The organism is Bradyrhizobium sp. Arg816, assembly GCF_029989365.1.
GTDB lineage: Bacteria > Pseudomonadota > Alphaproteobacteria > Rhizobiales > Xanthobacteraceae > Bradyrhizobium.
Genome location: NZ_JAPRAQ010000012.1, coordinates 196,779 through 223,243, shown reverse-complemented (window position 1 = coordinate 223,243; position 26,465 = coordinate 196,779). Strand labels below are relative to the sequence as shown.

The window sequence follows — 26,465 nt, the reverse complement described above, 5'->3', positions numbered from 1 at the left end:
AAACATGCTTGGCGATATCCAGACCGATTATGATAACCTCTGACACGGACGCCTCCCTTAAGTGGTGCTCAACAACTCCACTTTGGCACATCGATGCCGTCGGGCGGGGCGTCCACCCCATCATAAAGCGAGCTTGATTGGTGCAGGCTCGCCCAATGTCCGTTGTGCCCTGGTAGCGATCAAATTCCGCACCGCCGCGAAACGACGCGATGGGCCAAAACCGGAAGTCGTCAATTTACCAGGAATACCGCACCGCGCCCTTGCCGGCGTAGCTGGTGGTGACGTCGGAGAACTCGCCCTCGAAGGTGGCGGCGGCGGACCAGCCGTTCAGCCATTTCTTTTCGGCAGAGGCGGTGACGAGCGCGGAGTCGCGGGCTTGCGCGGCGCCGCCAACGACAAAGGATGCGCCCGGCAGCGTCTGGAACGTCGCACCGATATTACGGTTGGGATTGAAATCCTGCGCCCATGCCAGGCGCCCCCGCAGCGTGAAGATTCCGTCCGGCATCGCATATGATTTGTCGCTGCGAAGGCCGAGTTCGCTGCGCGTATCGGTGACGCTCTTCGCGCCGTAGGCCAGCGCAAACGTGTTGGCGCCGGTTACTGCCTGCTCGGCATAAGCCGGCAGGTCGAAGGTGGTGAACTGGCCTGCGGCATAAGGCGTGATGCCCACCCCGCCCATCCCTGGGCTGACAAAACGATAGCCGCCTTCGACGCGACCGGACCACGCATTGGTGTTGAACTGCGCGCGCAACTGGTCGATGCCGGCCACCGTCACGGTGCGGTTGGTGGTGATGTCCTGCCAGCCATAGGCCAGCGCGCCGGAGAGATACGCCGCACCCGCATTGTGCCGGATGAAGGCGCCGGCCTGGAACATATCAGATCGGCCAGAGCCGCCATTGACGACGCTGAAGTTCGTACCACCGCCCGCCAGCGCAAAGCCCGCCAGCGTATTCGGCGAGATACGATAATCGGCGCCGACCGCGGTGCCTGCGATGCGGCTGGTCGTGTTGTTGGAGCCGAGTGTCGTGTTGCCATCGGTGGTCTGCGAGCCGCCATAGCCCGCCGCCCACACGCTCCAGCGCTGCGCGAACGGATCGGCCATGACGGCCGCCTTGGTGAACATCGCATTGGCGTCCCGCGCCGCACCGGAACGCGGTCTGTCCTGCGAGGCGTAGGCCGATGCGCCCGCGGATGATCCCGCTGAAACGCCATCGCCGCGACCGTCGACGAAGGGATCGGTCAGCAGACCCATGAACTGGTTCATGGCGTTGAACGTGGTTTGCTGCGATCCCGTGCCGGTCTCGCCGGAGATCTGGGCCAGTCCCGCCGGCGTCAACCCGCCGAACGCCAGCGGAATACCGCCGTTGGTGTTGAAGAAATTGACGATCGAGTCGGCGATGTTCCGTTGGTTGATGTTGAGACCCGTCCCGGTCAGCGGCACGAAGCTGAGAGCGAGATTGAGATAAGCATTGTTGGTGTCATAGCTCAGGCTCGACGTGAATCCACCCGGCAAGTTGGTGTTGACGATCGAGCCGAACTTGCTGGTGCCGATACCGCCGGTGGCGTTGAGGATGGTGTATTGCTTTGCGACATAGGTCCCGGCTGCGAAAGATGCCTTGACGGTGGCGCCGCCGAACGTCGCCACGCCGGTGACGTTGGTGCCGTCGGCCGCCGAAGGCGATACCTCGACCATGTAGCTCGATGCGGCCGTCAACACGAGATTGCCCTGCACGGTCAACGTCCCGATCGAATTGCCGGGCGCCAGCGTGCCGCCATTGATGGTCGTGTTGCCGACCGTGCCGTTGCCGCCGAGCGTGCCGCCGGCATTCACCGTCACCGCGCTGGCCGTGCTCGTGCCGTTGACCGAGAGCAGGCCGCCGTTGACCGTGGTCGCGCCTGTGAAGGTGTTGGTGCCCGTCACATTGGTCGCGCCGCTATTCACCGTCAGCGTCATGGCGCCGCCGAGGCTGTTCAGCGTGCCGCCGCTTGAGGTCACTGCGCCGGTCAACGCGCCGTTGGCCAACGTGCCGCCCGATAGCGAAGCGATATTGATCGTTTGTCCCAGCAAACCGAGATCGAGCGTGCCACCGGTGTTGATTGTCGTCGCACTCGTAGCGCTGAATGTGTTCGCCGCAGCGCCCCTTAGCGTGCCGGCATTGATCGTCGTAGCTCCGGCATAGGTGTTGGCGGCTGTGAGCGCAGTTGTGCCGACGCCGTTCTGCTGCACGCCGCCGGTACCGGAGATCGCGCCGTCGAACTGGTAGGCGTTGGAGCGATTGAACGCGAGCGTGGCGTTGTTGAGCACGTTGCCCAGGATCGAGCCGGTGGTGCCGCCGTTGCCGAGCTGCAGCACGCCGCCATTGACCGTGGTCGGCCCGCTATAGGTGTTGGTCGCGGTCAGCATGGTGGTGCCGTTCTCCACCGTCACCGACCCCGCGCCGGAAATGGTCGGGGCGAAGTTGTAGTTCGAGGCGGTGTGGTTGAAGACGATGCGGCCGGTGCCTGCCCCGAACGCGATCGAGGGCGTGGTCAGAGTGCCCGGCGCGGCCGCGGTCTGGCCGAGGCGGCGCCGATATTGAGCGTGCCGGTCGAGCCGGCCTGACGGGCGATTTGCATGCCCGAAGCCGGCGAGACGGCGCCGCCATTGGCGATCGTCAGCGTGCCGGTGCCGGATTCGCCAACAACGAGCACGCCGGAATTGGTCCAGGACGAGCCGGCGCCATCAACCGTCAGGGTGCCGGTCGAGCCGGCATTGTTGCCGAGGAAGGCGTGGCCGACGTTGCTCGCCTTGCCGCCGTTCTGGATCGTCAGCGTGCCGGTGCCGGAATAGCCGACAACGAGCGTGCTGGAACTGGTCCAGGCCGAGCCAGCGCCATCAACCGTCACGGTGCCGGTCGAGCCGGCAACGAAGCCGAGATAGCCGATGTTGGCGGTGCTCACCGTGCCGCCGTTCCGGATCGTCAGCGTGCCGGCGCCGAAATAGCCGACATAGAGGTCGCTGGAATTGGTCAAGGCCGAGCCGGCGCCATCCACCGTCACGGTGCCGGTCGCGCCGAAACCGTAGCCGAAATAGCCGAACCCGGCGTTGCTCATCGTGCCGCCGTTCCGGATCGTCAGCTTTCCAGTGCCGGAAATGCCGACAAAGACACTACGCGCCTGCGCGCCGGCCGCTCCGACCACTGTGGCATTGGGCGCAACGGTGTCGATATTCGCGTCGACCGCGCTGGTTGGAACGCCGGCCGACCAGTTGGTGGCGGTGAACCAGTCGGTTGAGGTGCCGCCGGTCCAGTCGGTGGCGCGCGATGGCGTCGATGTTGCCAGGACCAGTCCGAGCGCCACCATGGAGCTGGTGCCCAGCAGGCGGCGGGACAACGCGGCCAAGGTCAGCGCCGCAAAGCGGCTAATCGATCGCTTGCGCGCAACAACGGCCGCGCCGGTTTCCAGCGCGCCTTCAGACGCTTCAAAATAAGACAAACAAATCTCCCCGCAGCCCAAATAGCGACGTTTGAAATTCCGTTGCGCCGTTGTGGCGCCGGTCGCGCATGAACCCGTTAAGCGGGGCTCTGCGGTATCAGGTCTAGCGGGGGAACATCGCGGAGTCCGACCAATATCGGTCATCCGACAAAGCGCGCCGCCGTATTTGGCCGACTGCGTCACTAATATCACAGGAGGAACGCGGACAGGATATGAACGTCACCAGTTGGCAAAGAGGCGAGGTCCGTTGCGGGTCATTCGCGACCAAGTCGAGTCGCAGCAAGGTGCGCAGCACCTCGTCCATCGGACTACCCCACCAGTCGTTGGAGAATATCTCGATCTTCGAATAGCAGGATTTGTCCTGAAGCTGCCTGCGTCGGAAGATCGCAATGCCGGCCGCAGCCAACGACGAGTTAGCGGTCCGGCCAGAACCGGACTCGTGCAGCGCAGCAAACAGTAGTGACTCATGGTCCTAAGGCAAAACTCGGCATGATCCCGGCAACCGGATGAACGGCGTGCGTGGAACCTATCGGAGCGACGGACGTTTTTGTCCGCGAATGAGCAGCGCCGTGCCCGGCGCAGCAAGCGCTGAGGCCGGAGGCGATGAGCTGCGCGGATCGGAGAAATGCTCATGAGACTCACTCTTTCAGTCATCAAAGCTGACGTTGGCTCCGTTGGCGGGCATACGAAACCGTCTTCACGCATGATCGCGACTGTCGAGGGCGAGGTTGCCAAGGCGATCTGCAATGGCCTGCTGATCGACGGTTTCATCTGCCACACCGGCGACGACATTGCGATCATCATGACGCACACTCGGGGCGAAGGAAGCTCCGAGGTACATCAGCTCGCTTGGAAGTCGTTCCTCGCGGCCACCTCGGTCGCGAAAAGCTCAGGGCTCTATGGCGCTGGCCAGGATCTTCTCGCCGACGCGCCTTCCGGGAACATTCGCGGCGCCGGCCCAGGCGTCGCCGAGCTCAGCTTCGACCACAGCCTCTCCGGCGTGCGACCCGCGGAGTCCTTCATGGTGTTCGCGGCCGACAAATGCGGCCCCGGCGCCTACAACCTGCCGCTCTATCTCGCCTTTGCCGACCCTATGTACTGCGCTGGGCTGATGCTGCCTCCGATGATCAAGGGATTCCGTTTCCATGTCATCGACATGGACAACACAGCCGGCGACAGCCTACTCGAGCTCGACGCACCCGCCGACAGCTACCACATCGCCGCCCTGCTTCGCGACAACGAGCGCTTCGGCATCGATCGCATCATTTCTCGAACCCATGGCGAGGTCGTCGTAGCCGTTTCGGCACAGCGCCTCCACGCGATCGCAGGCAAGTACACCGGCAAGGATGATCCAGTCGCGATCGTCAGGAACCAGGGGATTTTCCCAGCTCCGGAGGAAATAATCTCGCCGTTCGCCAAAGCGCACTTCGTGGGCGGCGATGCACGCGGCTCGCATGTGATGCCGCTCATGCCGGTGCCACTCAACACGCCCGTTACCGGCATGTACTGCCTGCCGATCGTTTCTTGCGTCGGCTTTTCGATCGACAGGGAAGGCCGCTTTGCGGAGTCCTACACCGATTTCTTCGACAACCAGGCATGGGATGAGGTTCGCCGGCGCGCCCAGCGCAAGGCCATCGAGATGCGCAGCCAAGGCTGGTCTGGCGCCGCCATGCTACCCTATTCCGAACTGGAATATGGCGGCTTCCGCGACACCGTGTCCGGACTGCTGAAGCGCTTTCGACTGCGCGACGACCGCAAACCGGAAGCGGCCGAGTAGCGACCGCCTCCAATCAGAAGCTGGAGCGACGTTCACCATTCAATCGACAGATGCAGGCGCTATGACGACATGCCGATCCGGAGGTGGATATGGCCAAGAAACGCATCGGCATTCTCACGGGCGGCGGCGACGTCGCCGGCCTCAATGCAGTCATCAAGAGCGTGACTTATCGCGGCAGTGAGGACGACATCGAAGTTGTCGGTCTGCGCCGTGGTTGGGAGGCCCTCACGCACCTGAACCTCGACGACCCTAACAGCAGGTCCCACTACGTCATCCCGCTGAACCGTGAAAACACTCGAACCATCGACCGGCGCGGCGGTACCGTGCTGCACTCGAGCCGCGTCAATCCCTCCAAAATACAAAAGCTGCCAGATCATCTCGTCGGCAATGATGTGCCGGTCTCGCTGAGCACCAACGGCGGCATCGCGACAAAGACGTGGGACCTCACCAACCGGGTGCTCGCTAACCTTTCGGGACTTGGCATCGAACACCTGATCGCCATCGGCGGCGACGACACGCTCAGTTATGCGGCCAAGCTCAACGAACTCGGCGTCAAGATCATCGCCATCCCGAAGACGATGGATAATGACGTCCGCAACACTGAGTACTGCATCGGGTTCTCGACCGCGATCACCCGTGCCAGCGATGCCATCCAGCGGCAGCGCACCACCATCGGCTCGCATGAGCGAATTGGCATTTTCCGCGTCTTTGGCCGCGATGCCGGATTTACGGCACTCTACACCGCGTATGCGACCTCGATACGATGCGTCATACCGGAGTATAAGGTCGACCTCGACAAGCTGATCCAGTTGCTCGTCGAGGACAAGCGCGCCAATCCAAGCAACTACGCGCTGATCGTGCTCAGCGAGGGAGCTCAGTGGGAAGGCTACAAGCTGCGGGAATACGGCGAGCCTGACGCCTACGGTCACCGCAAGAAGGCCAACGTGGCGGAATCGCTTGCTGACGAGATCAAGCAGCGTACCGGGGAGGAGACGATCACCTCCGATCTCACCTACGATTTGCGATCGGGCGATCCGGACTTCATCGACAAGCTTGTGGCCCTGACTTTCGGTAACATGGCCTACGATGCCATGCTGGAAAGCAAGACCGGCCTCATGTCGGCGCTGGTCGAGGGCCGCTACGACCTCGTGCCCATCCCTGACGCCAAGCTCGGTCCGCGCAAATTGGACGTTGCGAGCAGCTACAACACGGAGCGCTACCGCCCCATCTACGCCAACAAGCAGGGGCTGCCGATCTTTCTCAACCGCGCGTCCTAGCGTGCCGGACCGGGCGCGCCAGCGCAGCGCCTCGTCCAATTGCCCCACCAGTCGTTGGAGAAGATCTCGATCTCCGAGAAGCCGGCATAGTCCTGCAAGGTCTTCCGACGTCAGCAACTCGCCCGCAATTGGCTCAAGCTGGACAGCCGCTTGAAATCGACTGGGCGCTGGAGCAGTTCGCCACCACCCTGACGCAGGATTTCTCCTGAAGCTGCCTGCGTCGGAAGATCGCAATGCCGGCCGCGGCCAGCAAAGAACGATTCCGCCAGCCGTGCGTTGAACGTCGTGGGCGATTACGAGCTGGGAGCGACAATCATGCTTCCGCGTGGCGTTTGCCTGACGGCTGTTCTAGTTGGTGTCTCGATGCTGACGGCGAGCATCAGTGCGTTCGCCCAAGGACCCGGCCAGGGACATGGAAGAGGCGGGCCACCCGGTCCAGCTGCAGCGCCGGCAGCCCGGCCAGCACCACCACCTGCGATGGCGCGTCCGGCAGCACCACCTGCCATGGCGCGTCCCGCCGCGCCGGCATTTCATCCTCCGGCCATGCCGCAGCGACCGGCCATGGCGCCGAATCCGGCGCCTCGCATGGCCTCACCGCCACCGCGCCCGGCCCCGCACTTCGCGGCACCGCCGCAGCGGGCTACCCCGCACGTGGCGGCGCCCCGGCCTGAATTCCACCGCGCGCCGGCAGCGCCGCAACGTCCGGCGATGGTACCGCAACCGACGCCGCAGATCGCCGCCCCCTCACACCCAAGCGCACCGTCGGCTGCGAGCGTGCGGCCGGAACAGCCGCGCGAGACGCTGTCGCGCCAAGCCTCGGAACGCCAGGGCCGCATCGACCGCTTGCAGCAGCGTGTGCAGACATTGCAGTCGCAAAAACCGGAAGGCGCGAGAGCGCAACGCGATCAGCAGCGATTGCTGCAGTCGCAGAACAGGCAGCTGGAGCGCGAGCAGCGCGTACAACAGCGTGAGCAGCACGTCGAGCAACGGCAGCGCGTGATGCTGTCGCGCCAGACGACGGAGCGTCAGACCCGCATCGATCGCCTGCAGCAGCGCGTGCAGACATTGCAGTCGCAGAAACCGGAAGGCGCACGCGCGCAGCGCGAGCAGCAACGGATACTCCGGACGCAGAACCGCTTGCTCGACCGCGAGCAACGCGCACAGCAGAGCGATCTGGCGCGCCAGCAGAGGCTGGGACCGCAGGCCCCCGCTGCAACAGTTGCAGCGGCAGGCGCCGCGCGCGGGCGGTTTGGCGCGCACTTCCGCGAGCGGCCTCTTGCGCAAACCCAGGCGGCCCTCGTCGCCCGCCAGAGCGGCTGGGCTCCCCGGCAGGCCTGGCGACACCGCCATCCCGCGGTGTTCGTGGCATGGCTTGGGCCCGTGTTCTGGCCCTACGCCTATTCCGACATTTTTGACTACACGTTCTGGTCCTATGCTTACGAGCCCGGCTATTGGGCGTACGCGTATGACGACTTCGTCGACACCGTGTTCTGGGGCGATGACAGTCCCTATTCCGCCTATGCCAGCACCAACCCGAATGACTATCCGCAAGCCGGCGGCGGCACCCGCGCGCGCCAGCGCGCCAGCGCGAGCCCGCAGACGCTGCAGCAATTGTGCGGCACACCGGACAAGGGCGTCACTGCTTGGCCGCTCGACGATATCACGAGCGCGGTGCGGCCGACGGCGGAGCAACGCGCGCTGCTCGACGCGTTGAAGACCGCGGCGGCCAATGCTGCCGGTGTGTTCAAGGACTCCTGCGCTGATACTTATGCACTGACGCCGCCCGGCCGCTTGCGGGCGATGATGAACCGCGTCAGCGCGACACTGGATGCTGTCAAGATCGTGCGACCGGCACTGGAGAATTTCTACAACTCGCTCAGTGACGAGCAGCAGGCCCGCTTCAACGCGCTCGGCCCCAACATCGGCGACCGCTCGCCTCGGCAGCAGGAAGCCGGTGCCCAGGAAGGCAGTGCCGAAGGCTGCGGCGATCCGAAGTCCGGCCTGACCCAATTGCCGATCCAAAGGATCGAGGCTGTGCTCCATCCCGCGGGCAAGCAGAAGGAGGCGCTCGACCGTCTCGGCGAAGCGACGGCGAAGGGCGTTGAGGGCCTACAGGCAGCCTGTCCGAACGATGTGCCGCTGACGCCGGTCGGACGGCTGGAAGCGATGCAGCACCGGCTCGAGGCCATGCTTCAGGCCGCCAAGCTGGTCGAGCCCGCCCTGGACGAGTTCTATGCCACGCTGAGCAGCGAGCAGAAGGCGCGCTTCAACACGCTGCAACAGCTCGCAGGCCCTTGACGGCGGCGTCGCATTCTCTCGTTGCAATGTGAGCAGCGGCCGAACGACGCGGGGTGCCATTATCGCCCTGCTCCACAGTTCGACCAGAACATGCGTGTCCGGGCCGCTTCTCTCTGTGATAAGTGCGGTGGCACGGGATGCAAACAACCGCTTCGTCTTGACCTCACGCGACGGAAATCGTCTTCGGTCCAGCGTCATTCGTGGTTGGGATCGCTTGAGGCCGCTCTTTCTCATCCGAGCCGACGGCGTTGCATTGCTGGGAGTGAGCAGACAACTCAAGATCGGCCAGGTGGTCCCAGTATTCTGCTTCTGCGAGCAGCTTCCATTTGTTCATGCTGTTGTACGCGGCCTGTTGGCGGCACAGCGAACCCATCGCACGCAAGCGCTGCACTCTCTCCACTGCCTCCACTGCCAACCTCCCTTCGCGCCAGCTTGTTTACAAGCGCATTTGTGTCGTCACAATTTCGCAGATTGAATTGACGAGTGATAGTCCGGTGTTTGACGTCAATCGATGATAGCGCAATCGTCAGACTTTTCACCGACGTGAGCAGCTTCAGCCCTCAGAGCTAGTCGAAGTTCTCAGCGCCGCAGCCCCTTCGGCCACCGCTGCACACAGGCACGCAACAAGACTCGCCTCGGACGGCGGGTTCCCAAGCCGCAGGTGCATTCCATTTCAGGACTGAAATCTTAATTGTCAGCGGCCTTCCCGGGATAGTGGTTAGCTGGCGATCAGACCGGGCCGGACAAGGTTTGATCCCGAAACTATTTTGGCCCGGCCCATTGGACTGCAAGACCGCCTTCGGGCGGTCTTTCCTTGTCGCCGCAATGGAACGGGCCTGGGGCTGGAACACGCCGGGGCCTCCGGCAAAAGTCGTTAGCGTTGCCCCCGCCGATCACAACAATGGCCCCGACGATTGCGCGCCGGGGCCATCCAAGATCATCAGGCGTGGGTACATCCGCCGTGCCTGCCGACCGTTGATGCCACTGATTACCGCATCCGATCTGGCGCAGACCGTGGCGAGGCTGCGGCATCGGGATGATATCATTCTGCCTGAAAGCTGACGGCTGTCCACCTCTCGTTGGTGGTACTCCAACCGGCTCGCTGAATCGCTCGAGCCCGCCGCTTCGGTGCCGTCAAGCGGAAGGCGCGCTTCAACGCGCTGCAACAAGTCGCACGCCCGTGAGGACAGCGCGCGTGGGAGCTACACCACCCTCTTGTGCCGCGTAATGCACGTGCTCAGCACCTCGTCCATCGGCTTGCTCCACCAGTCGTTGGAGAAGATCTCGATCTCCGAATAGCCGGCAAACCCCTGCGCCTCGACCGCAGCGCGCGCCGATTTGATGTCGATGACGCCGTCGCCCATCATGCCGCGGTCATTGAGGATGTCGTTGGTCGGCACCAGCCAGTCGCAGACATGGAAGGCGAGCAGGCGATCCTTGCCGGCGCGCGCGATCTGTCCCATCAGCTCCGGATCCCACCAGATGTGATAGACGTCGAGCGCGACGCCGAGGATGCCGGTACGATCAGGGTCGAGCCGGTCGCAAATGTCGAGCGCCTGCTTTGTGGTGTTCACGCAGGCGCGGTCGGCTGCATAGGCCGGATGCAAGGGCTCGATCGCCAGCGGCAGCTTTGCCTGTTTGGCATAGTCGAGCATCTCGGCAAGCGCTTCCTCAACCTGCCCGCGTGCGCGCGCGATATCCTTCGACGCCCCGCTGCCCGGCCGCGAATATTGCGGCAGGCCGCCGACGACGAGAACGATGCAGGGCGCGCCCAGCGCCTTGGCCTCATCCACGCAGCGGCGGTTGTCGTCGCGCACTTCCCCCCGGAGCGATGCGTCCGAGGTGAACATGCCGCCGCGGCAATAGCCCGACAGCTCGAGGCCGGCATCGCGCACCGCGCGCGCGGCGCGATCGAGACCGACGCAAGCGACCTGGTCGCGCCAGGGATCGATGGCGCGGATGTCATGCCTTGCACAGGCCTCGATGATCTCGACGAGGTCACCCTGCTTGCGGACCGTCGCTGTGTTCAGCGACAGCCAGCGATGGTCGGACGAGAAATCGCGCATCAGTCTTCCAGTCCGCGCGAGGCCAGCACGGTCTTCATCCGCCGCGTCGCGAGCTCAGGATTGGCGAGCAGGCCGGCCTGATCGGCAAGCCGGAACAGCTCGGCCAGATGCAGCATCGAGCGCGCGCTCTCCTGTCCCCCGACCATGGTAAAATGATCCTGGTGGCCATTGAGATACGCCATGAAGACGACGCCCGTCTTGTAGAAGCGCGTCGGCGCCCTAAAGATATGACGTGACAGCGGGACGGTCGGACCCAGCACGTCATGGAAGCCGGCTTCGTCGCCTGCCGCGAGCCGCGACAGCGCGTAGGACGCCGCCGGCGCGATCGCGTCGAAGATGCCGAGCAGCGCGTGCGAAAAGCCCTGGTCGTCGCCGGCGATCAGCTCCGCGTAGTTGAAATCGTCGCCGGTGTACATCTTGATGCGCTTGTCCAGGCGCCTGCGCATGTCGATCTCGCGTTGCTTGTCGAGCAGCGAAACTTTTACACCATCGACCTTGGCGGCGTTGCCGTTGATGATGGCCACCGCTGTGTCCATCGCCTTGTCGAGATCTCTGGTGCCCCAATATCCCGTCAGCGCCGGATCGAACATATCGCCGAGCCAGTGGATGATCACGGGCTCACGGACCTGCGACAGCACGCGGTCATAGACTTTTGCGTAGTCATCGGCGTTGCGGCCGAGTTTCGCCAGCGCGCGTGACGCCATCAAGATGATGCGGCCGCCGACCTTCTCGACCGCCGAGATCTGCTCCTCATAGGCGCGAATCACATCGTCAAGGCTCTTGGCATCCTCGACCGCAAGATGGTCCGTGCCCGCACCAGAGAACACCAGCGCATTGCGCCGCTTGGCGGCGCTGACCGAACGCGTGATCAGCTCCAGCGAGGTCGGCCAGTCCAACCCCATCCCGCGTTGCGCGGTGTCCATGGCTTCGGCGACGCCGAGGCCGAGGTCCCAGACGTGCTCGCGGAAGGCGATGGTTTTGTCCCAGTCGACAGCAGCGGAGAGCCAGGGATCGTTGTCCGCAAAGGGATCGACGACGGTGTGCACCGCCGAGAAGGCGATGCGGTTCAGCGGTCCCTCGAGTTTCGTGGGAAACGTTCGCGAGGCCGCGAGCCGGTAGGTCTCGATCGAACGATCCGCCTTCGGTAGTTTCAGGGACAACGACGACATCGGCTGGACGGGCTTGTTCATGACTTCGAACCTCTCTCCGTCATTGCGAGGAGCGAAGCGACGAAGCAATCCAGAGTATATCCGCGGAGGCAGTCTGGATTGCTTCGCTTCGCTCGCAATGACGGCTCAACATTGAGACTTATCCAATCAACCTCAGGCCTTGATCGGGGCGACGTCGATCCAGCGCCGCTCCTTCCAGCTCTTCAGCGCGCATTCGGCGAGCTGCACGCCCTTGACGCCTTCGAGCAGCGTGAACTTGTAGGGCGCGTCCTCGTAGACGTGGCGGATGAACATCTCCCATTGCTCCCTAAAGCCGTTGTCGTAGGTGACGTTGTCAGGCAGCTTCTGCCAGTCTCCGTAGAAATCGTGCAGCCGCTTCTCGTCGGGATTCCACACCGGCCGGGGCGTCGCCTGCCGCGTCTGGATCATGCAATCCGACAGGCCCGCGACCGCCGAGCCGTGCGTGCCGTCGACCTGGAAGGTGACGAGGTCGTCGCGATAGACGCGCGTCACCCAGGACATGTTGATGTGCGCGATGACGCCGCCTTCGAGCTGGAAGGTCGCGTAGGCGGAATCGTCCGCGGTCGCCTTGTACTTCTTGCCCTGCTCGTCAAAACGCTCGGGGATGTCGGTGTTGCCGATGCAGACCACGCTCTGGACGTTGCCGAAGAGATTGTCGAGCACGTAGCGCCAGTGGCAGACCATGTCGAGGATGATGCCGCCGCCGTCCTCGTCGCGGTAGTTCCAGGACGGCCGCTGCGCTTCCTGCCAGCCGCCTTCGAACACCCAATAGCCGAATTCGCCGCGCACCGAGAGGATGCGGCCGAAGAAGCCGGAGTCGCGCAGGAAGGCGATCTTCTTCAGGCCCGGCAGGAACAGCTTGTCCTGCACCGTGCCGTGCTTGACGCCCTTGGCGTTCGCAAGCTTGACGACTTCGAGGGCCTCTTCAAAATTCGTCGCGATCGGCTTCTCGCAATAGACGTGCTTGCCGGCATTGATGGCCTGGGTCAGAAGGCCCGGCCGCGCCTGCGTGGTCGCGGCGTCGAAGAACATGGTGTCGTTCTTGTCGGCGAGCGCCGCATCGAGGTCGGTGGTCCAGCGCGTGATGTTGTAGCGCTTGGCGAGGGCTTCGACCTTGTCGGCGCTGCGGCCGACGAGGATCGGATCGGGCATGACGCGGTCGCCGTTCCTCAAGCGAACGCCGCCCTGCTCGCGAATCGCGACAATCGAGCGGATCAGATGCTGGTTGAGACCCATGCGGCCGGTAACGCCGTTCATGATGAGGCCGAGGCGTTGGGTGGTCATGCCAATTGCTCCTGAAGTGAAGTTGGATGTTCGAGCGGGCGGAGCGCCGACCAGTCCGGATGGACCGACGTCGCAAAGCCCACTGTCTTGAGCGATCCCGTCAGGAGATCGCCGTTGTGAATGGAGAGGCGGATGCCCTGCCCGGCATCGGCATAGAGATCTGGATGCGCGGCCGCGAAAGCCTGCGCTTCAGCGGGCGGCGTCTCGCCGAAACCGTCGACATAGTGGTGGCCGTTGCGCTCGGCATGCTCGAGGCAAAGGAGCGCGCCGAGTGCCAGATCCTGTTGAAGAGCAAGCCCGGGCTGGCAAGTCAGATCTTCGCCCGTCACGAGACACTCCGCACCCTCGTCGTTCAGCTTGGCGATGCGGGTGAAGTTTACGATCGACTTGTAGATGCCTTTGCAGGACTTCGACGAGACGCCGCGGTAACCGAGTTTGTAAGCGGTCGGCCAGGCGTCATAGGAATCGTCCGCTTCGTCGATAATGAAATCGCGCCAACGCAAGGCTTCACTGAGCGACGATTGACGCGTGACGTCGCGCGGCATGGGCTGTTCGATATAGAGCAGCTTGCGAAAGATCGGTTCCAGGGCGTCGTCGCGCTCCAGCCGGCTGACCAGGGTCGTGAGCGCCGTCAAATCCGCATATTGCTCATTGCCGTCAAGCGTCACCTTGTAATCAAAAGGCAGCGGCGCCAGCTCACGTCCAATACGGATCAACCGGGCGGCATCTGCCTCCGGATCGCCGCCGAGCTTCAGCTTGAAATAGCGAGCGCCGGAATTCTCCTTCGGATCGGCTACGCCGCCATCGCCCTCGACCTTGTCGTCGAGGCCGACAGTGTGGCGAACGGCAACGCGTTCAGACCGGTACTGATTGGCAATAACGAGAAATCGCGCGATATCCCCATCATTCAGGTCAGGCGAGAGCCGCGCATCGATGCCGGCAATGTTGCCTCCCATGCCGTCAAAGAAGTTCGTCTCGACACCGCGGAGCAGCGCATCGAGGATCGCCTTGTCGATTTCGGCCGGGCCATAAGCCGCCGCAAGCGCCGGAATGTTCTTGTTCGCACAGGTCGCGATCTGCGCACCGATGCACGAGGCATGCAGATCGAACGCCGTCAAGAATCCGGTCCGCGCCAGGTAAAGACCGCGCGCGATCTCAAGCGAGCGTCGCAAGCCATCGACCGTTTGTGCCGGCGACAGCTCCGGCCGCTTGTCGAACCATTTTGGCACCAGCAACTCGGCGCTGGCGCCGACGGCCGTGCCCCTGCCCTCGACCTCGACCTCGACCCGCACGAACAGCTGCGGCGTCGCGTTGATCGTGATCGCGCCAAAGCGGAACGGCCGCGCGAAATGCACGGGACGTTCGAAGAAAGCGATGTCTCGCAGCTTCAGGCGCGGCGCCATGATCGTCAGTCCAGTGCACCCTGTGAGAAGAAATGCTTGCGGATGCGTTGCACGAGCTCGGTGAAGACAGGATCCGCCATCACGTCGAGCGAACGCGGGCGCGGCAGCGGCACGTCGTAGATCGCCGCGATCGCGCCGGGCCGCTCGGTCATGACCAGCACGCGGTCGGCGAGGAAAACGGCTTCCGGAATCGAATGCGTGATCAGCAGCACCGTCTTCCTGGTCTCGCGCTGAATCCGCATCAGCTCGACATTCATGCGCTCGCGCGTCAGCGCGTCGAGCGCGCCGAACGGCTCGTCCATCAGCATGATCTTGGGATCGTGCACCAGCGCACGACAGATCGAGGCGCGCTGCTGCATGCCGCCGGAGAGCTGCCAGGGCAGCTTCCTCTCGAAACCTTCCAGCCCGACCAGCTTCAGCAGCGCCTTGGCGCGGTCGAGATAGTGTTGTCGGGCGAGACGCTTCATGTCGATCGGCAGCATCACGTTGTTGAGGATGTTGCGCCAGGGCAGCAGCAGCGCGTTCTGGAAGACGATGCCGACATTGCCGTGCGGCTTCGTCACATTCTCGCCCTCGACCAGGACCTCGCCTGATGTCGGCGGCAGCAATCCCGAGATCAGCTTGAGCAGCGTGGACTTGCCGCAGCCGCTTGGGCCGACCACGACGAAGAACTCGCCGTCGTTGATGTGGAAATCGAGCGGACGCAGCGACGGCACGTCGCCGTCGCGCGTCCGGTAGGTTTTCGACACGCCGGACAATTTGATGCCCGACGCATCGCCGGCAGCCCGGTCGCTCACCAGTCTCAGATGCGCGGCCTGCTGCGCGGTTTCGCTCACGGCTGCGGCTTGCTTCACGATCCGCTCTTCGGCAGATAATCGTTGGTGTAGAAGGCCTTCGGGTTCTCCTTGGCCTTGGCATCCAGCCCGCCATATTCGACCATCAGATTGACGGAGTCCGTCATGTTCTGGTCGGTGACCTGGAACGGCCGCTTGCTCTTGGTCTCCGCGGTCCGGTAGAGCGGAATGGTCAGCTCAAAGCCCTGCGTCAGCGTATCGATCTTGCCGCCCTTGGGGTTGGCATCGAGGATCGATTGCGCGGCGGCCTTCGGCTCCTTCTCGGCGGCTTCGACCGCCTTGGTCGTCGCCGACATGAAGCGGCGGACGAGATCGGCATTGGCCTTCACATAGTCGGCGTTGGCGATGATGCCGGAGGAGACCATGTTGATGCCGTAGTCGGCGAACTTGATCGGGAACACGTCCTTGCCGGTGGCGTCCTTGATCTTCATCGACTGGTCCATGACGTAGCCGAGCAGCAGATCAGCCTGGCCGTTGATGACGGCGTTGAGCTTGGTCTGGCCGTCGCCGGCGACCGTCTGGAAATCGCTCTCCTTCAGGCCGGTCTTTTTCAGGAACAGCGGCCAGATCTGGGTCATGGAGTCGGCCGGCGTGATCGCCACCGTCTTGCCCTTGATGTCCTCGGGCTTTTTGATGTTCTTGTCGGCAAAACCCATGGCGGACATCGGGCTGGTCTGCAGCAGCACGCCGGTCGCGACGACAGGCGCGCCCTTGATCGCGGCGCGCATCATGGTGGGGACGTCGACATAGCCGAAATCGGCGGTCTTGGCGGCGACAGCCTGCGTGGTCGCAGCCGATCCGCGGCCTTCCTGGATTTCGAGATCGATGCCTTCGGCGGCATAGATGCCCTTGGCCTTGCCGTAATAGAACGGCGCGTGCTCACCATAGACGTACCAGTTGAGCATCAGCACGACCTTGTCGGCTGCCTGCGCGGGCATCGCCGCAAACACCATCAGCGCAGCCGAGACAGCTCCTATCCACCGCTTCATCGTCACTCTCCCTTGTCGTTGTTGCGTCGGCCGTTGGTGGCCGTTCGTTGTTGTAGTTACGAGGCGAAAATCACGTCTTCACGCTGGCTGACATGCCAGGGAATGACCAGCTTCTCGATCCGGTCCACGATCCAAAACAGGATCACGCCGAGCAGCGCCAGGATCACCAGCGCTGCGAACATCGTCGGCAGGTCGAACGTGCCGATCGAGCGCTGCATCACGTAGCCGATGCCGGAATTGGAGCCGACGAACTCGCCGACGACGGCGCCGACCACGGCGAGCGTCACCGACACTTTGAGGCCGGAGAAGATCGCCGGCAGCGCGTGCGGCAGGTTCACCGCGAGGAAAACCCGGAAGCGGCTGCCCTGCATGGCGCGGGCGAGATCGACCATGTCGGGGTCGACGGACTTGAAGCCCTGCACGGCGGAAACGACCACGGGGAAGAAGCCGAGCAGGGACGCCGAAATCACTTTTGGAATGATCCCGAAGCCAAACCACACCACGAACAGCGGCGCGATCGCGATCTTCGGCACGGATTGCGAGAACACCAGCAGCGGATAGACATAGCTCTCCACCGTCTTCGAGCCCGCGATCAGCATGGCGACGGGGATGCCGAACAGCGCCGACAGCAGGAAGCCGCAGACGGTGGCATAGGTGGTCGGCCAGGACTGGCGCAGCAGTTCCGGCCATTCGGTGCGCAGCACCGCGACGACGTCGGCCGGCGCCGGGATCTGATAGGCGGGGATCCTGAACAGGCGGATTGCGAGGTCCCAGGCCACGACGATGAAGACCAGGAACAAAAACGGCCGGACCCAGGCCGCGTTCAGCATCTTGGACACCGCACCTTGCGGCTTCAACTCAGCCACGTCTCACTCCCGGCATTCTTCTTCGTTCGGGGGAGAAATTAACTCGTTGGATAAATACTGTCCAGAGCTTTCCCTGTGACGTTTTGTGCCGGTTCCTGGCCTCCGCTCGTGTCCCGGACGCGCTGCTGCGCCACGTCAGGGCACGAGACCGCCCCACCCTCGGTGTCATTCCCCGCGAAGGCGGGGAATCCAGTACGCCGCGGCTTCTCGGTTCAATCTCAACCGTCTCTGGAATACTGGATTGCCCGCCTTCGCGGGGAATGACGGCGGAGATTGAGGAAACGACGGACGATTAGTCCACCAACGCGCGGATTAGGCCGCTAAACCGTCTGCGCCACCGCGCTGCGCGACTTCGGCGCCTTGGCGATCTCGAACAGCGCGGTCGATCGCCCCGTCAGCGCGGCCAGCACGAGGCCGACCATGTGCGAAAGCCGCTCGTCCTTGGCGTCCTTGGCCAGCAGATCGCGGCCGAAGATCACGCTCAACGTGGCCGAATTGGAGAGATAGAAGAAGCAGAGCCCCGCGATCGAGATATAGAGCTGCACCGGATCGACCGCGACCTGGAAATCGCCGCTGTCGACGCCGCGCAGCACCACGGTGCGGATCATCTCGACGAAGGGCGAGTGCATCGACTTGACCTTGGTCGAGCGCTTGAGGTGCTTTGCGCGCGCGAGATTCTCGGTCTGGAGCAGCGACAGGAATTCCGGGTTGCGCAGGAAGTAGTTCCAGGTGAACTCGATCAGGCGCCGGATCGCTTCGGGTGGATCGAGATGCTCGAGATCCAGCCCCCGCTCTTCGCTGCGGATCTTGTCATAGGCGCCTTCGAGCACCGCGAGATAGAGCTCGTCCTTGTTGCCGACGTGATAGTAGAGCATGCGCTTGTTGGCGCCGGCCTTCGCCGCGATGCGGTCGACACGCGCTCCGGCAAGGCCGTGGGCCGAAAACTCCTGCTTGGCAGCTTCGAGAATGCGCAGCCGCATCCCCTCGGGGTCGCGCTGCCATTTCAGAGTTCGCTTTGCCTTCGCCAAACCGGTTGCTCGCTGGGTGCTGTCATGACGCGTGTAACACGCGGGCGGGCGTTTGAGAACGATCTCGTGCCCCGGACGCAGCTTCGTAGGGTGGGCAAAGGCGCATTTGCGCCGTGCCCACGTCTTCTCATCAATTGGGCAAAGACGTGGGCACGCTCCGCTTTGCCCACCCTACGGGAGTCTTCGTCGCATCCGCACAACGACGCGGGAAGAGTACGGCCCCTTACTCCACCGGCTTCGGCGAGCGTTCCAGCAGCACCGTCTGGATCCCGCAGGTCCCGTTTCGCACCGTCATGATCCGCGTGCCCGGCTTGCGGCCGTTGCGCACCTCGGTGACGTCGAGGCCGGCGGCGATCAGGCGGGCGCGCGTGGCGTCGATGTCGGCGACCCGCCAGCTCAGGCCCCAGAGACGGTCATGCAGGGAATCCCCACCGGCCACGGGGCGGCGCACCAGTTCGACGATGAGGTCGCCGCAGCGGAAGAACATCAGCTGGCCCCAATCCTGGTGCGAGCGGTCCAGTGCGAGCTCAAGGCCGAGCCGCGCGCCATAGAGCGCAGCGGCGCGGTCGGACTCCTCGGTGGTGATCACGACATGGTCGAGCCCATCGATCGGCGCGAGGTCGGTCGCAGCCGACAGCGGCCGCTCCTCGGCGAGCTCGAGGAAGAACATGCGCACGCCGCGCGTCAATTCGGTTGCGGCACGCGTGCGTTTCCAGTGCAGGACTGCGCCGCTCTCGACGTCGTTGCTTTCGACCTCGGCGACCGGATCAGGCCTCAAGGCCACCCGCTCCAGCCGCCGGCGCATCTTGCCCATGTCTGCGACACGAAAGCACAGGCTGGCGAGCACGCCCTCGCGGTCGTCGAGCAGCGCGCGGATCCGGTCCGCCGCGACGTTAAAGCCGCTCGGCGCCATCAGCTCGATCGTCATGTTCGCAAGCGTGAACAGCACGCGGTCGGCGCCCTCGCCGGAATTCTGCCAAGCCGGCGCGCGCCCGAGCAGCGTCTGATACGCCGCCTTGGCCGCACCGATATCCCTCACCAGGGCGACGACGTGATCGAGGCCGGTGATCATCATTCCCCCCTTGATCGACCTGGAACCATATTCCGAAGGACGGCGTTTGTCCGGGCTTGGCATGGACCGGTGATGGTCGTATTCCGGCCCCATGCCGACCTCAAGCGCTCGGGCGGCAGATTTGCGAATAATTTCAGCGTCCCTAGAGCGGAACCGGTGTTAGAGTAAGCCCGCCGGCCGGGACCACCCAGCGCATCACGGACAACCAATGCAGGCTCTCTTTATCGGTCAGACCTATATCGACGTCGTCTTCATCACCGACCACATGCCGACCGGCGACGAAAAGCACGTGGCAACCGATTACGCGGTCTCCTTCGGCGGCAACGCGGTCACGGCGGCGTTCTGCTGCGCCAAGCTCGGCATCGTGCCCGATCTCATCGCCACGGCGGCCAATGACTGGCTGGGGCGGATGTTCCAGGACATGTGCGCGAAATACGCGATCTCGCTGCACGGGCGGAAGGTGAACCAGTCCTCGCTGTCCTTCATCATGCCCAAGGACGGCAAGCGCGCCATCGTCCGCTGCCGCGACGACGAGCACATCCATCCGTTCCCGATGCTCAATCTCGGCGGCTGCCGCGCCCTGCACATCGACGGCCATCAGCCCGATGCCGCGATCCACTATGCAAAGGTCTGCCGCGAGGCCGGAATCCTGACCTCGCTCGACGGCGGCGGCCTGCGCACCAACACGCATGAGCTGCTCGCATTCATCGACGTCGCCATCGTCGCCGAACGCCTGTGCGAGCAGATGGACCTGACGCCCGAGAAGATGCTCGACTACCTCAAAAGCCGCGGCTGCAAGATCGGCGGCGTCACCATGGGTGAGAAGGGCCTGCTCTGGTACAATGAAACGGGTGCGGTCGAGGTCATGCCGGCGATGCCGATCCCGCGCGAGCGCGTGATCGACACCAACGGCGCCGGCGACGTCTTCCACGGCGCCTATGTCTATTCCTACCTCGCCCACCCCGGCAAAAGCTGGCGCGAGCATTTTGATTTTGCCCGCGCCGCCTCGACCTTCAAGATCCAGCGGCTCGGCAACGAGGCCGGGCTACCGACCCTTGTGGACATTGCCAAAGTCAGGCACGAGTTCGAAGTCAGGGTCTAGACTTCGAAGAGGTTGTTATGGGGCGCGTCTTTATCGCCGGCAGCATCAACATGGATGTGGTGGCGACCGCCGATCGTCACCCAAAAGTCGGCGAGACCGTCGCCGGCCGGCAGGTGCTGTATTTTCCCGGCGGCAAGGGCGCGAACCAGGCCGTCGCGGCGTCACGGCTCGGTACGAAGACCACGCTGATCGGCCGGCTGGGCAAGGATTCATTTGGCGCTGAGTTGCGGACGTTCCTCGGTGCGCAGGGCATCGACCTCGGCTCTGTTCGGGACGCCGACACGCATAGCGGCACCGCGATCATCACCGTCGCGGCCTCCGACAACACCATCGTCGTCATCCCCGGCAGCAACGCGCTGGTCGGCGCCGACGATGTCGCGGACGTTCCGCTGGCGACAGGCGATGTGGCCGTCAGCCAGTTCGAGATTCCGCTGCCGACGATTGCCGCCTTCTTCCAACGCGCCCGTAGCGCCGGCGCCACGACGCTGCTCAACCCGGCACCCGCGCAAAAGATGTCCGCCGAACTGCTGGCGCTCGTCGATATCCTCGTGCTGAACGAGACCGAGCTCGGCTTCCTCGCGGGTGTGGAGCTCTCCGACGGCGACGAGGCCGCAAGGATCATCGACGTCGCGCGGCAACTTCAGGCGCGCGCGGACCAGACCATCTGCGTGACGCTCGGCAAGCGGGGCGTGCTCGCGCTCGCCGGCGGCGAGGAATTCGCGGTGCCCGGCCGCGCGGTGAAGGCGGTCGACACGACAGGCGCCGGCGATTGCTTCGTCGGCGCACTCGCGGCGCAGCTGGCGGAGGGCGTGTCCCTGCGTACCGCGCTCGCTTTCGCCAACGCGGCCGCCTCGATCAGCGTGCAGCGGATGGGCGCCGGGCCGTCGATGCCGACGGCCGCGGAAGTCGCCGCGGTCGTCAAGGCCGGCTGATCAGGCGAGCGCGCTCTTCAGGTCGAAGCCTTCATCCGCGGCCTGCTCCGGCGTGATCGAGCGCTCCAGTCCGAACAGGCGGCGGCCGAACATGTGGTCGCCGGCACGGTTGACCGACTCGATGCCGAGCAGTCTGTCGCCCTTGTAGCAGAACGCCGAGAACGCCTTCTTCGCGGGATCGCCGCGCAGCACGACCCGATCGTAGCCGGTGGTCAGCCCCGCCATCTGGAGCTTGTCGTCGGCCTGGTCGCTCCAGAACCAGGGATGGCTGGCGTAGGCCTTGAGGTCGCCGGTCAGCCGCGCCGCGAGGCAGCGGGCCTGATCGGTGGCGTTCTGCACCGATTCCAGCCGCTGCGAGCCACCAAAGCGCGGACTGGCGAACAGCGCGCAGTCGCCGACCGCGGAGATGTCAGGATCGGACGTCGAGAGATATTCGTCGACGATGATGCCGGCGGCGACGGGAAGCCCCGCCTCCGCCGCAAGCTCGATGTTCGGCAGCACGCCGACACCGACCACGACGAGGTCTGCCGGCAGATGTCTTCCGTCGCTCAAGGAAACGCCGGTGACCTTGCCGCCCTCAGCCTCGATCGAGGTTGCCTGCACACCGAGGTGAATGCGGATGCCGGCCTCGCGATGCCGCGCCTGAAAATACTCCGAGACCTCCGCCGTCACCGCGCGCGCCATCACGCGCGGGGCGAGCTCGAGCACGTCCACCTCGAGGCCCTTGATCCGCGCGGTGGCCGCGAATTCGAGGCCGATGAAGCCGGCGCCGATCACCACGACACGCGACTTCGACGGCATGATCTGTCGCAGCGCCTCGCTGTCGTCGAGGATGCGTAAGTATTTCACGTCGGGCAAATTTGCATTCGGCAAATCAAGCAGCCGGTTGCGCGCGCCCGTGGCCAGCACGAGATGGCCGTAAGGCAGCGTCTCGCCGGATGCGAGATGCACCTTGTGGTCGGCGCGATCGATCGACACCGCGCGGCCCGCGATCAGCTCGATCTTCTGATCCTGGTAGAATTTCTCCGGCCGGAACATCAGGCTCTCCGGCCCGGCCGAGCCCTTGATATAGGCCTTGGACAGCGGCGGCCGCTGATAGGGCAGATGCGCCTCGTCGTTGATCAGGCAGACGCGATCGGAAAAGCCCGCCTGACGCAGGGATGCCGCGACCTGATAACCGCCATGGCCGGCACCGACAATGATCACCGGACCGTCAGTCATTGCAACAGCCCATTTCCGGAGACACGAGCGTCACCCATGTCGTCTCCTTTCTCGCTGATATTGGCTTGGCTTGCCCAGGAGGAGCCGGCGCTCGTGTCCGTTCCTAAACGAAGGCGGCCCCATTTGAGCCCATCATTCCGTCCTGCGCAAGAGCGGCATGCGGGGCACTGGCGGCCGGGGATTGTCACCCCCGACCTTCTGCGATTTAGTTGCAGCAACGACCTCATGCCGGGGATATTCCAGATGCCAGCTCCCGTCTCCAAACCCGATGATCCCGCCCTGCTGCGGATCGACGGCCCGATCGCAACCATCACGCTCAACCGCCCCGCCGCGTTCAACTCGGTCAACCTTGCAATCGCGCAGAAGCTCGAACAGCTCGCGGCCTATCTCGAAGGCGCCGACGACATCAGAGTCGTCGTGCTCGAAGGAGAAGGACGCGCCTTCTCGGCCGGCGGCGATCTGCAGACCATCGGCGCTGCGGCCGAAACCGGCACGGTCACGCCGGTCGTCGGCGAGCTGCTGAAGCACTATCACGCCTTCATCGAGATGATCCGGCGCATGCCGAAGATTTCGCTGTCCAGCGTGCACGGCTCGGCGGCCGGCGCCGGCATGGGCCTCGCCTTCGTCACCGATCTCTGCATCGCCGCGGAGGATGCCAAGTTCACGCCGGCCTATGCCAAGATCGGGGTGTCGCCGGACGGCGGCTCAACGGTCGGGATCGTCGGCACGGCCGGCTCCCGCCGCGCGCTCCAGATCTTCCTGTCGGAGGACAATTTTACCGCGCAGCAGGCCTATGAATGGGGCCTGGTTGCGAAGGTCGTCCCCGCCGCGGAGTTGAAGGCGGCCACGCGAAAACTCGCCGAGCGCCTGGCGCAGAACCCGCCGGCAGCGATCGCCGGCACCAAGTCGCTGGTCTACCAGGCCGCGACCACGCCGGTGAAGCAGCAGCTCGACGCCGAGGAGCACAAGATCATCATGGCGATGAACACGGAGGATTTCCGCGTGGCCGTGAAGAAGTTCACGAGCAAGGGCAAGTGAGCGCGCCGGCACCGACGCGCTCGTTCTGCGGCCTGCGCCACGGCGCGACCGACTGGAATAGGCAGGGGCTGTTTCAGGGACGAACCAACAACCCGCTGAACGCGGACGGCCTTGCGCAGGCGCACGAGGCCGCGGACATGTTGCGCGGTATCGGCATCAGCCGAATCGTCGCGAGCCCGCTGGTGCGCGCGGCACGGACGGCCGAGATCATCGCAGACGCCATCTCGGTGCCGCTCTCGATCGACGACGGCATCATCGAGTTCGATTTCGGAAGCTTTGAGGGCCTCCCTGTCCGCGACCTCATGATCAAGCACGGTGTCAACTCCGCGACGGGCCTCGTCTCGATCCTGCCCGCCGACGGCGAAAACTGGGACGCCATGACCGATCGGTCGCTGGCTTGCGTCGCCGCATGGCTCGACCGTCATCCTGACGATGACTTCCTGTTCGTCTGCCACGACGCGGTGATGCAGGGAATGGCGAAATCGCTGTGCGGCAGCTATTTCAAGAACAGCCACGGCACGCCGTTTCGCTACCTGCGCGAAGGCGAGCAATGGCGCGTCGAGCAGCTCGTCACTTAGGACAGATGTAGCCCGTCCCTGCCGGCGACTTGAAGCAGCCGACCGATTCCGGCAGCACTTTCTGTGGCAGCCACAGCACCACGCTCGGGAAGTAGATCGCGAACGCGATCGTGGCCAGGAACACCACATAGATCGGCAGGGCGGCGCGTAAGGCCTTGGCAAAACTGATGCCGACGAATTTCGAGGCCATCAGCAGCACCAGGCCGTATGGCGGCGTGATCAGGCCAAAGGCGAGCGTGGCGATCAGCACCACGCCCATGTGCACGGCGTTGATGTCGCCGGCCTCGGTCAGCGCGTTGACCAGCGGCATGAAGATGATGATGGTCGGCACCGGCTCGATGAAGTCGCCGACCACGGTGAAGAGCAGCACCATCAGCAGCATGATCAGATGCGGATCGTTGCCGGCGATCGAGGTGATCATGTCGGCGATGTAGCTCGCACCGCGTAAGTAAGCGAGCATCCAGCCGAAGGCATTGGCGGCGCCGATCGTGATCAGCGGCAGCGAGAAGATCAGGCCTGCAAGGCAGAAATCGTATGGGATCTTTTTGATATGCCCGCGGTTCAGCGCGGGGATCACGACGACGACAATCCACACCACCGCAACGACGCCGGCTTCCGTCGGCGTGAACCAGCCGGTGAGGATGCCGCCGAGCAAAATGACAGGGATCATCAGCGGAAGGGCAGCGTCACCCGCGGCGAACACCACCTGCCGCAGCGGCGCGCGCGGCTTGCGCAGGCCGGAAGGGCCGAAGAAGTAGCAATAGATCATCAACCCGAAGCCGATCATCAGCCCGGGCACCACGCCCGCCATGAACAGGCCGGCGATCGAGACGTTGCCGACCGCGCCATAGACCACCGCCGTGATGCTCGGCGGCACCAGCGCAGCGATGGTCGAGGCGGACGCGATGATCGCCGCAATGAAGGCGGGCTCGTAGCCCTCGCGCTTCATCGGGCCGCCCAGCGCACGGCTCATCACGGCAACGTCGGCGGTGGTCGAGCCCGACATTTCCGAGAAGAACATGCTGAAGACAACGACGACCTGCGACAGCCCGCCCCTGATGTGTCCGACCAGCGATACCGACAAATTGGCTATTCGTACCACCACGTTGGCCGAGCTCATGAGCTCGCCGACCAGCAGAAAGAACGGGATCGCCAGCAACGCCTCGGAGTCCACGCCGTCAAATATCTTCTGGATGATCGCGGCCAGCGAGACATCGGAGAGGAGCGCACCAATGAACACGCCGGCCATCAGCGAGAACGGCACGGGCACGCCGAGATAGCCGAACGACAGGAAGCAGATCGACATCAACGCCAGGACAACGGGTGCGCTCACGGCTGCGCCCTCATCTGCACGTCCGTGATGACGGGCGCTCCGTCCTCTTCGGGCGGCTCGCGATGGTCAAAGCCGTTGCGCAAGCCGTTGACGAGCTGCTCGATGGTGAACAGGCCGATCAGCACGCCGGACAGCGGGATGATCGCATAGAGCGAGGCGATCGGGGTGCCCGACGGCAGGCGGAAACTGCCGAAACCGCGGAGATAGTTCTGATAGCCGTACCAGATCAGGCAGAATGCGACACCGAGCACGACGAGTCGAATGATCACTTCGACGATCAGCCGCGCCGTGCCGTGCATCGCTTCGGAGATCGCCGTGAGATAGAGGTGATCGTTGCGCCGGGTCGCGACCGCGGTGCCGACGAAGATCGCATAGATGAACAGCGTCGATGTGACTTCCTGAAGCCACAGCCAGGGGTGGCCGACGGTGCGTGTGACGATGTCGGCGGTGACCGACAGCGAGAAGCCTAAGCAGAGCACGCCGCAGAGGATCATCAGCGCGAGCTCGAGCCAGTCGAGCCAGCGCCATTTCAGGTGGCGTTGCCGTTGCACCAGAAGTTTGTCGGCGATGGCCATTTACGTCCCCTGTCGTCCCGGAGCTATCGCGTGTGACAGCTGGGAAGCTGCCGATCGTGCTCGGCCTGCATGGTTCGAGACGCCCGCTTTGGCGGGCTCCTCACCATG

Annotated in this window: 24 protein-coding genes; 7 read left to right on the top strand and 17 right to left on the bottom strand. The window is 64.1% G+C overall.

Annotated elements, in window-relative coordinates:
- Nucleotides 1–235: 235 nt before the first annotated feature.
- Together OWC48_RS27800 and OWC48_RS27795 are read right to left on the bottom strand one after the other, a co-directional pair.
- Entirely contained in the window at nucleotides 236–2,428 is a 2,193-nt protein-coding gene (locus OWC48_RS27800; RefSeq protein ID WP_282522830.1) for an autotransporter domain-containing protein, read from the bottom strand.
- Nucleotides 2,429–2,529: 101 nt separating this feature from the next.
- On the bottom strand, nucleotides 2,530–3,474 hold the full coding sequence (locus OWC48_RS27795; protein ID WP_282522829.1) for a hypothetical protein: 945 nt from the start codon (nucleotides 3,472–3,474) through the stop codon (nucleotides 2,530–2,532).
- A gap of 625 nt (nucleotides 3,475–4,099) precedes the next feature.
- Between OWC48_RS27795 and OWC48_RS27790 the strand changes: the two genes are divergently transcribed.
- Nucleotides 4,100–5,251 (top strand): fructose-1,6-bisphosphatase, encoded by a 1,152-nt coding sequence (locus OWC48_RS27790; protein ID WP_306664498.1) that lies wholly within the window; start codon nucleotides 4,100–4,102, stop codon nucleotides 5,249–5,251.
- A gap of 89 nt (nucleotides 5,252–5,340) precedes the next feature.
- A complete protein-coding gene (locus OWC48_RS27785; RefSeq protein WP_282522827.1) occupies nucleotides 5,341–6,528 on the top strand; it encodes a 6-phosphofructokinase in 1,188 nt (395 codons plus the stop codon).
- Nucleotides 6,529–6,907: 379 nt separating this feature from the next.
- Here OWC48_RS27785 and OWC48_RS27780 read toward each other — a convergent pair whose 3' ends face one another.
- Nucleotides 6,908–7,057 carry a hypothetical protein gene (locus OWC48_RS27780; RefSeq protein WP_282522826.1) on the bottom strand — a complete coding sequence of 50 codons (150 nt, stop codon included), beginning with the start codon at nucleotides 7,055–7,057 and terminating at the stop codon, nucleotides 6,908–6,910.
- Between the two features lie 215 nt (nucleotides 7,058–7,272).
- Nucleotides 7,273–7,641, bottom strand: coding sequence for a hypothetical protein (locus OWC48_RS27775; RefSeq protein WP_282522825.1), 369 nt, complete (start codon nucleotides 7,639–7,641; stop codon nucleotides 7,273–7,275).
- Between the two features lie 24 nt (nucleotides 7,642–7,665).
- Here OWC48_RS27775 and OWC48_RS27770 point away from each other — a divergent pair, with 24 nt between their 5' ends.
- A complete protein-coding gene (locus OWC48_RS27770; protein ID WP_282522824.1) occupies nucleotides 7,666–8,826 on the top strand; it encodes a Spy/CpxP family protein refolding chaperone in 1,161 nt (386 codons plus the stop codon).
- Between the two features lie 163 nt (nucleotides 8,827–8,989).
- Here the strand turns inward: OWC48_RS27770 and OWC48_RS27765 are convergent, their stop codons facing one another.
- From OWC48_RS27765 to OWC48_RS27720, 10 genes are all read right to left on the bottom strand, one after another.
- Nucleotides 8,990–9,235, bottom strand: a complete 246-nt coding sequence (locus OWC48_RS27765) for a hypothetical protein (protein WP_282522823.1) — start codon at nucleotides 9,233–9,235, stop codon at nucleotides 8,990–8,992.
- A 793-nt stretch (nucleotides 9,236–10,028) separates the two neighbouring features.
- Nucleotides 10,029–10,892, bottom strand: coding sequence for a sugar phosphate isomerase/epimerase (locus tag OWC48_RS27760; protein WP_282522822.1), 864 nt, complete (start codon nucleotides 10,890–10,892; stop codon nucleotides 10,029–10,031).
- Nucleotides 10,892–12,082 carry a dihydrodipicolinate synthase family protein gene (locus OWC48_RS27755; RefSeq protein WP_282522821.1) on the bottom strand — a complete coding sequence of 397 codons (1,191 nt, stop codon included), beginning with the start codon at nucleotides 12,080–12,082 and terminating at the stop codon, nucleotides 10,892–10,894. Before OWC48_RS27755 ends, OWC48_RS27760 begins: the two co-directional genes overlap by 1 nt.
- Before the next feature lie 132 nt (nucleotides 12,083–12,214).
- Entirely contained in the window at nucleotides 12,215–13,366 is a 1,152-nt protein-coding gene (locus OWC48_RS27750; protein WP_282522820.1) for a Gfo/Idh/MocA family protein, read from the bottom strand.
- Nucleotides 13,363–14,769, bottom strand: a complete 1,407-nt coding sequence (locus OWC48_RS27745) for a hypothetical protein (RefSeq protein ID WP_282522819.1) — start codon at nucleotides 14,767–14,769, stop codon at nucleotides 13,363–13,365. Before OWC48_RS27745 ends, OWC48_RS27750 begins: the two co-directional genes overlap by 4 nt.
- Nucleotides 14,770–14,774: 5 nt before the next feature.
- Nucleotides 14,775–15,623 carry an ABC transporter ATP-binding protein gene (locus OWC48_RS27740; protein ID WP_282522818.1) on the bottom strand — a complete coding sequence of 283 codons (849 nt, stop codon included), beginning with the start codon at nucleotides 15,621–15,623 and terminating at the stop codon, nucleotides 14,775–14,777.
- On the bottom strand, nucleotides 15,620–16,612 hold the full coding sequence (locus OWC48_RS27735) for an ABC transporter substrate-binding protein (RefSeq protein WP_282522817.1): 993 nt from the start codon (nucleotides 16,610–16,612) through the stop codon (nucleotides 15,620–15,622). Before OWC48_RS27735 ends, OWC48_RS27740 begins: the two co-directional genes overlap by 4 nt.
- Before the next feature lie 56 nt (nucleotides 16,613–16,668).
- Nucleotides 16,669–17,478: an ABC transporter permease gene (locus OWC48_RS27730; protein WP_282522816.1), complete on the bottom strand. Its 810-nt coding sequence runs from the start codon at nucleotides 17,476–17,478 to the stop codon at nucleotides 16,669–16,671.
- 320 nt (nucleotides 17,479–17,798) lie between these two features.
- Complete coding sequence (locus OWC48_RS27725) at nucleotides 17,799–18,506, bottom strand: TetR/AcrR family transcriptional regulator (protein WP_014496982.1); 708 nt, start codon at nucleotides 18,504–18,506, stop codon at nucleotides 17,799–17,801.
- A gap of 223 nt (nucleotides 18,507–18,729) precedes the next feature.
- Nucleotides 18,730–19,578, bottom strand: coding sequence for a VOC family protein (locus OWC48_RS27720; protein WP_282522843.1), 849 nt, complete (start codon nucleotides 19,576–19,578; stop codon nucleotides 18,730–18,732).
- Between the two features lie 208 nt (nucleotides 19,579–19,786).
- On the opposite strand from OWC48_RS27720, the gene OWC48_RS27715 reads away from it, so the two are divergent.
- A complete protein-coding gene (locus tag OWC48_RS27715) occupies nucleotides 19,787–20,680 on the top strand; it encodes a sugar kinase (protein WP_014496984.1) in 894 nt (297 codons plus the stop codon).
- Nucleotides 20,681–20,697: 17 nt separating this feature from the next.
- The gene (locus OWC48_RS27710) at nucleotides 20,698–21,612 is read left to right on the top strand and encodes a ribokinase (RefSeq protein ID WP_282522815.1); all 915 of its coding nucleotides are present in this window, start codon (nucleotides 20,698–20,700) and stop codon (nucleotides 21,610–21,612) included.
- Here OWC48_RS27710 and OWC48_RS27705 read toward each other — a convergent pair whose 3' ends face one another.
- On the bottom strand, nucleotides 21,613–22,833 hold the full coding sequence (locus OWC48_RS27705; RefSeq protein WP_282522814.1) for an NAD(P)/FAD-dependent oxidoreductase: 1,221 nt from the start codon (nucleotides 22,831–22,833) through the stop codon (nucleotides 21,613–21,615).
- A gap of 243 nt (nucleotides 22,834–23,076) precedes the next feature.
- On the opposite strand from OWC48_RS27705, the gene OWC48_RS27700 reads away from it, so the two are divergent.
- Nucleotides 23,077–23,871 (top strand): enoyl-CoA hydratase/isomerase family protein, encoded by a 795-nt coding sequence (locus OWC48_RS27700; protein WP_282522813.1) that lies wholly within the window; start codon nucleotides 23,077–23,079, stop codon nucleotides 23,869–23,871.
- Nucleotides 23,868–24,449 (top strand): histidine phosphatase family protein, encoded by a 582-nt coding sequence (locus tag OWC48_RS27695; protein WP_282522812.1) that lies wholly within the window; start codon nucleotides 23,868–23,870, stop codon nucleotides 24,447–24,449. The genes OWC48_RS27700 and OWC48_RS27695 overlap by 4 nt, the downstream gene beginning before the upstream one ends.
- Here OWC48_RS27695 and OWC48_RS27690 read toward each other — a convergent pair.
- Together OWC48_RS27690 and OWC48_RS27685 are read right to left on the bottom strand one after the other, a co-directional pair.
- Nucleotides 24,442–25,782, bottom strand: a complete 1,341-nt coding sequence (locus OWC48_RS27690; protein ID WP_166099373.1) for a TRAP transporter large permease — start codon at nucleotides 25,780–25,782, stop codon at nucleotides 24,442–24,444. The two genes, OWC48_RS27695 and OWC48_RS27690, sit on opposite strands and share 8 nt — an antisense overlap.
- Nucleotides 25,779–26,357, bottom strand: coding sequence for a TRAP transporter small permease (locus OWC48_RS27685; RefSeq protein WP_282522811.1), 579 nt, complete (start codon nucleotides 26,355–26,357; stop codon nucleotides 25,779–25,781). The genes OWC48_RS27690 and OWC48_RS27685 overlap by 4 nt, the downstream gene beginning before the upstream one ends.
- Nucleotides 26,358–26,465: the final 108 nt, after the last annotated feature.

What these genes read in the sequence shown, in the direction of transcription:
- OWC48_RS27790 (WP_306664498.1), top strand. Translation starts at nt 4,100, where the DNA reads ATGCTCATGAGACTCACTCTTTCAGTCATCAAAGCTGACGTTGGCTCC.
- OWC48_RS27785 (WP_282522827.1), top strand. Translation starts at nt 5,341, where the DNA reads ATGGCCAAGAAACGCATCGGCATTCTCACGGGCGGCGGCGACGTCGCC.
- OWC48_RS27780 (WP_282522826.1), bottom strand. Translation starts at nt 7,057, where the DNA reads ATGCCGGCGCGGCGGGACGCGCCATGGCAGGTGGTGCTGCCGGACGCG.
- OWC48_RS27760 (WP_282522822.1), bottom strand. Translation starts at nt 10,892, where the DNA reads ATGCGCGATTTCTCGTCCGACCATCGCTGGCTGTCGCTGAACACAGCG.
- OWC48_RS27755 (WP_282522821.1), bottom strand. Translation starts at nt 12,082, where the DNA reads ATGAACAAGCCCGTCCAGCCGATGTCGTCGTTGTCCCTGAAACTACCG.
- OWC48_RS27750 (WP_282522820.1), bottom strand. Translation starts at nt 13,366, where the DNA reads ATGACCACCCAACGCCTCGGCCTCATCATGAACGGCGTTACCGGCCGC.
- OWC48_RS27745 (WP_282522819.1), bottom strand. Translation starts at nt 14,769, where the DNA reads ATGGCGCCGCGCCTGAAGCTGCGAGACATCGCTTTCTTCGAACGTCCC.
- OWC48_RS27735 (WP_282522817.1), bottom strand. Translation starts at nt 16,612, where the DNA reads ATGAAGCGGTGGATAGGAGCTGTCTCGGCTGCGCTGATGGTGTTTGCG.
- OWC48_RS27720 (WP_282522843.1), bottom strand. Translation starts at nt 19,578, where the DNA reads ATGATCACCGGCCTCGATCACGTCGTCGCCCTGGTGAGGGATATCGGT.
- OWC48_RS27715 (WP_014496984.1), top strand. Translation starts at nt 19,787, where the DNA reads ATGCAGGCTCTCTTTATCGGTCAGACCTATATCGACGTCGTCTTCATC.
- OWC48_RS27710 (WP_282522815.1), top strand. Translation starts at nt 20,698, where the DNA reads ATGGGGCGCGTCTTTATCGCCGGCAGCATCAACATGGATGTGGTGGCG.
- OWC48_RS27705 (WP_282522814.1), bottom strand. Translation starts at nt 22,833, where the DNA reads ATGACTGACGGTCCGGTGATCATTGTCGGTGCCGGCCATGGCGGTTAT.
- OWC48_RS27700 (WP_282522813.1), top strand. Translation starts at nt 23,077, where the DNA reads ATGCCAGCTCCCGTCTCCAAACCCGATGATCCCGCCCTGCTGCGGATC.
- OWC48_RS27685 (WP_282522811.1), bottom strand. Translation starts at nt 26,357, where the DNA reads ATGGCCATCGCCGACAAACTTCTGGTGCAACGGCAACGCCACCTGAAA.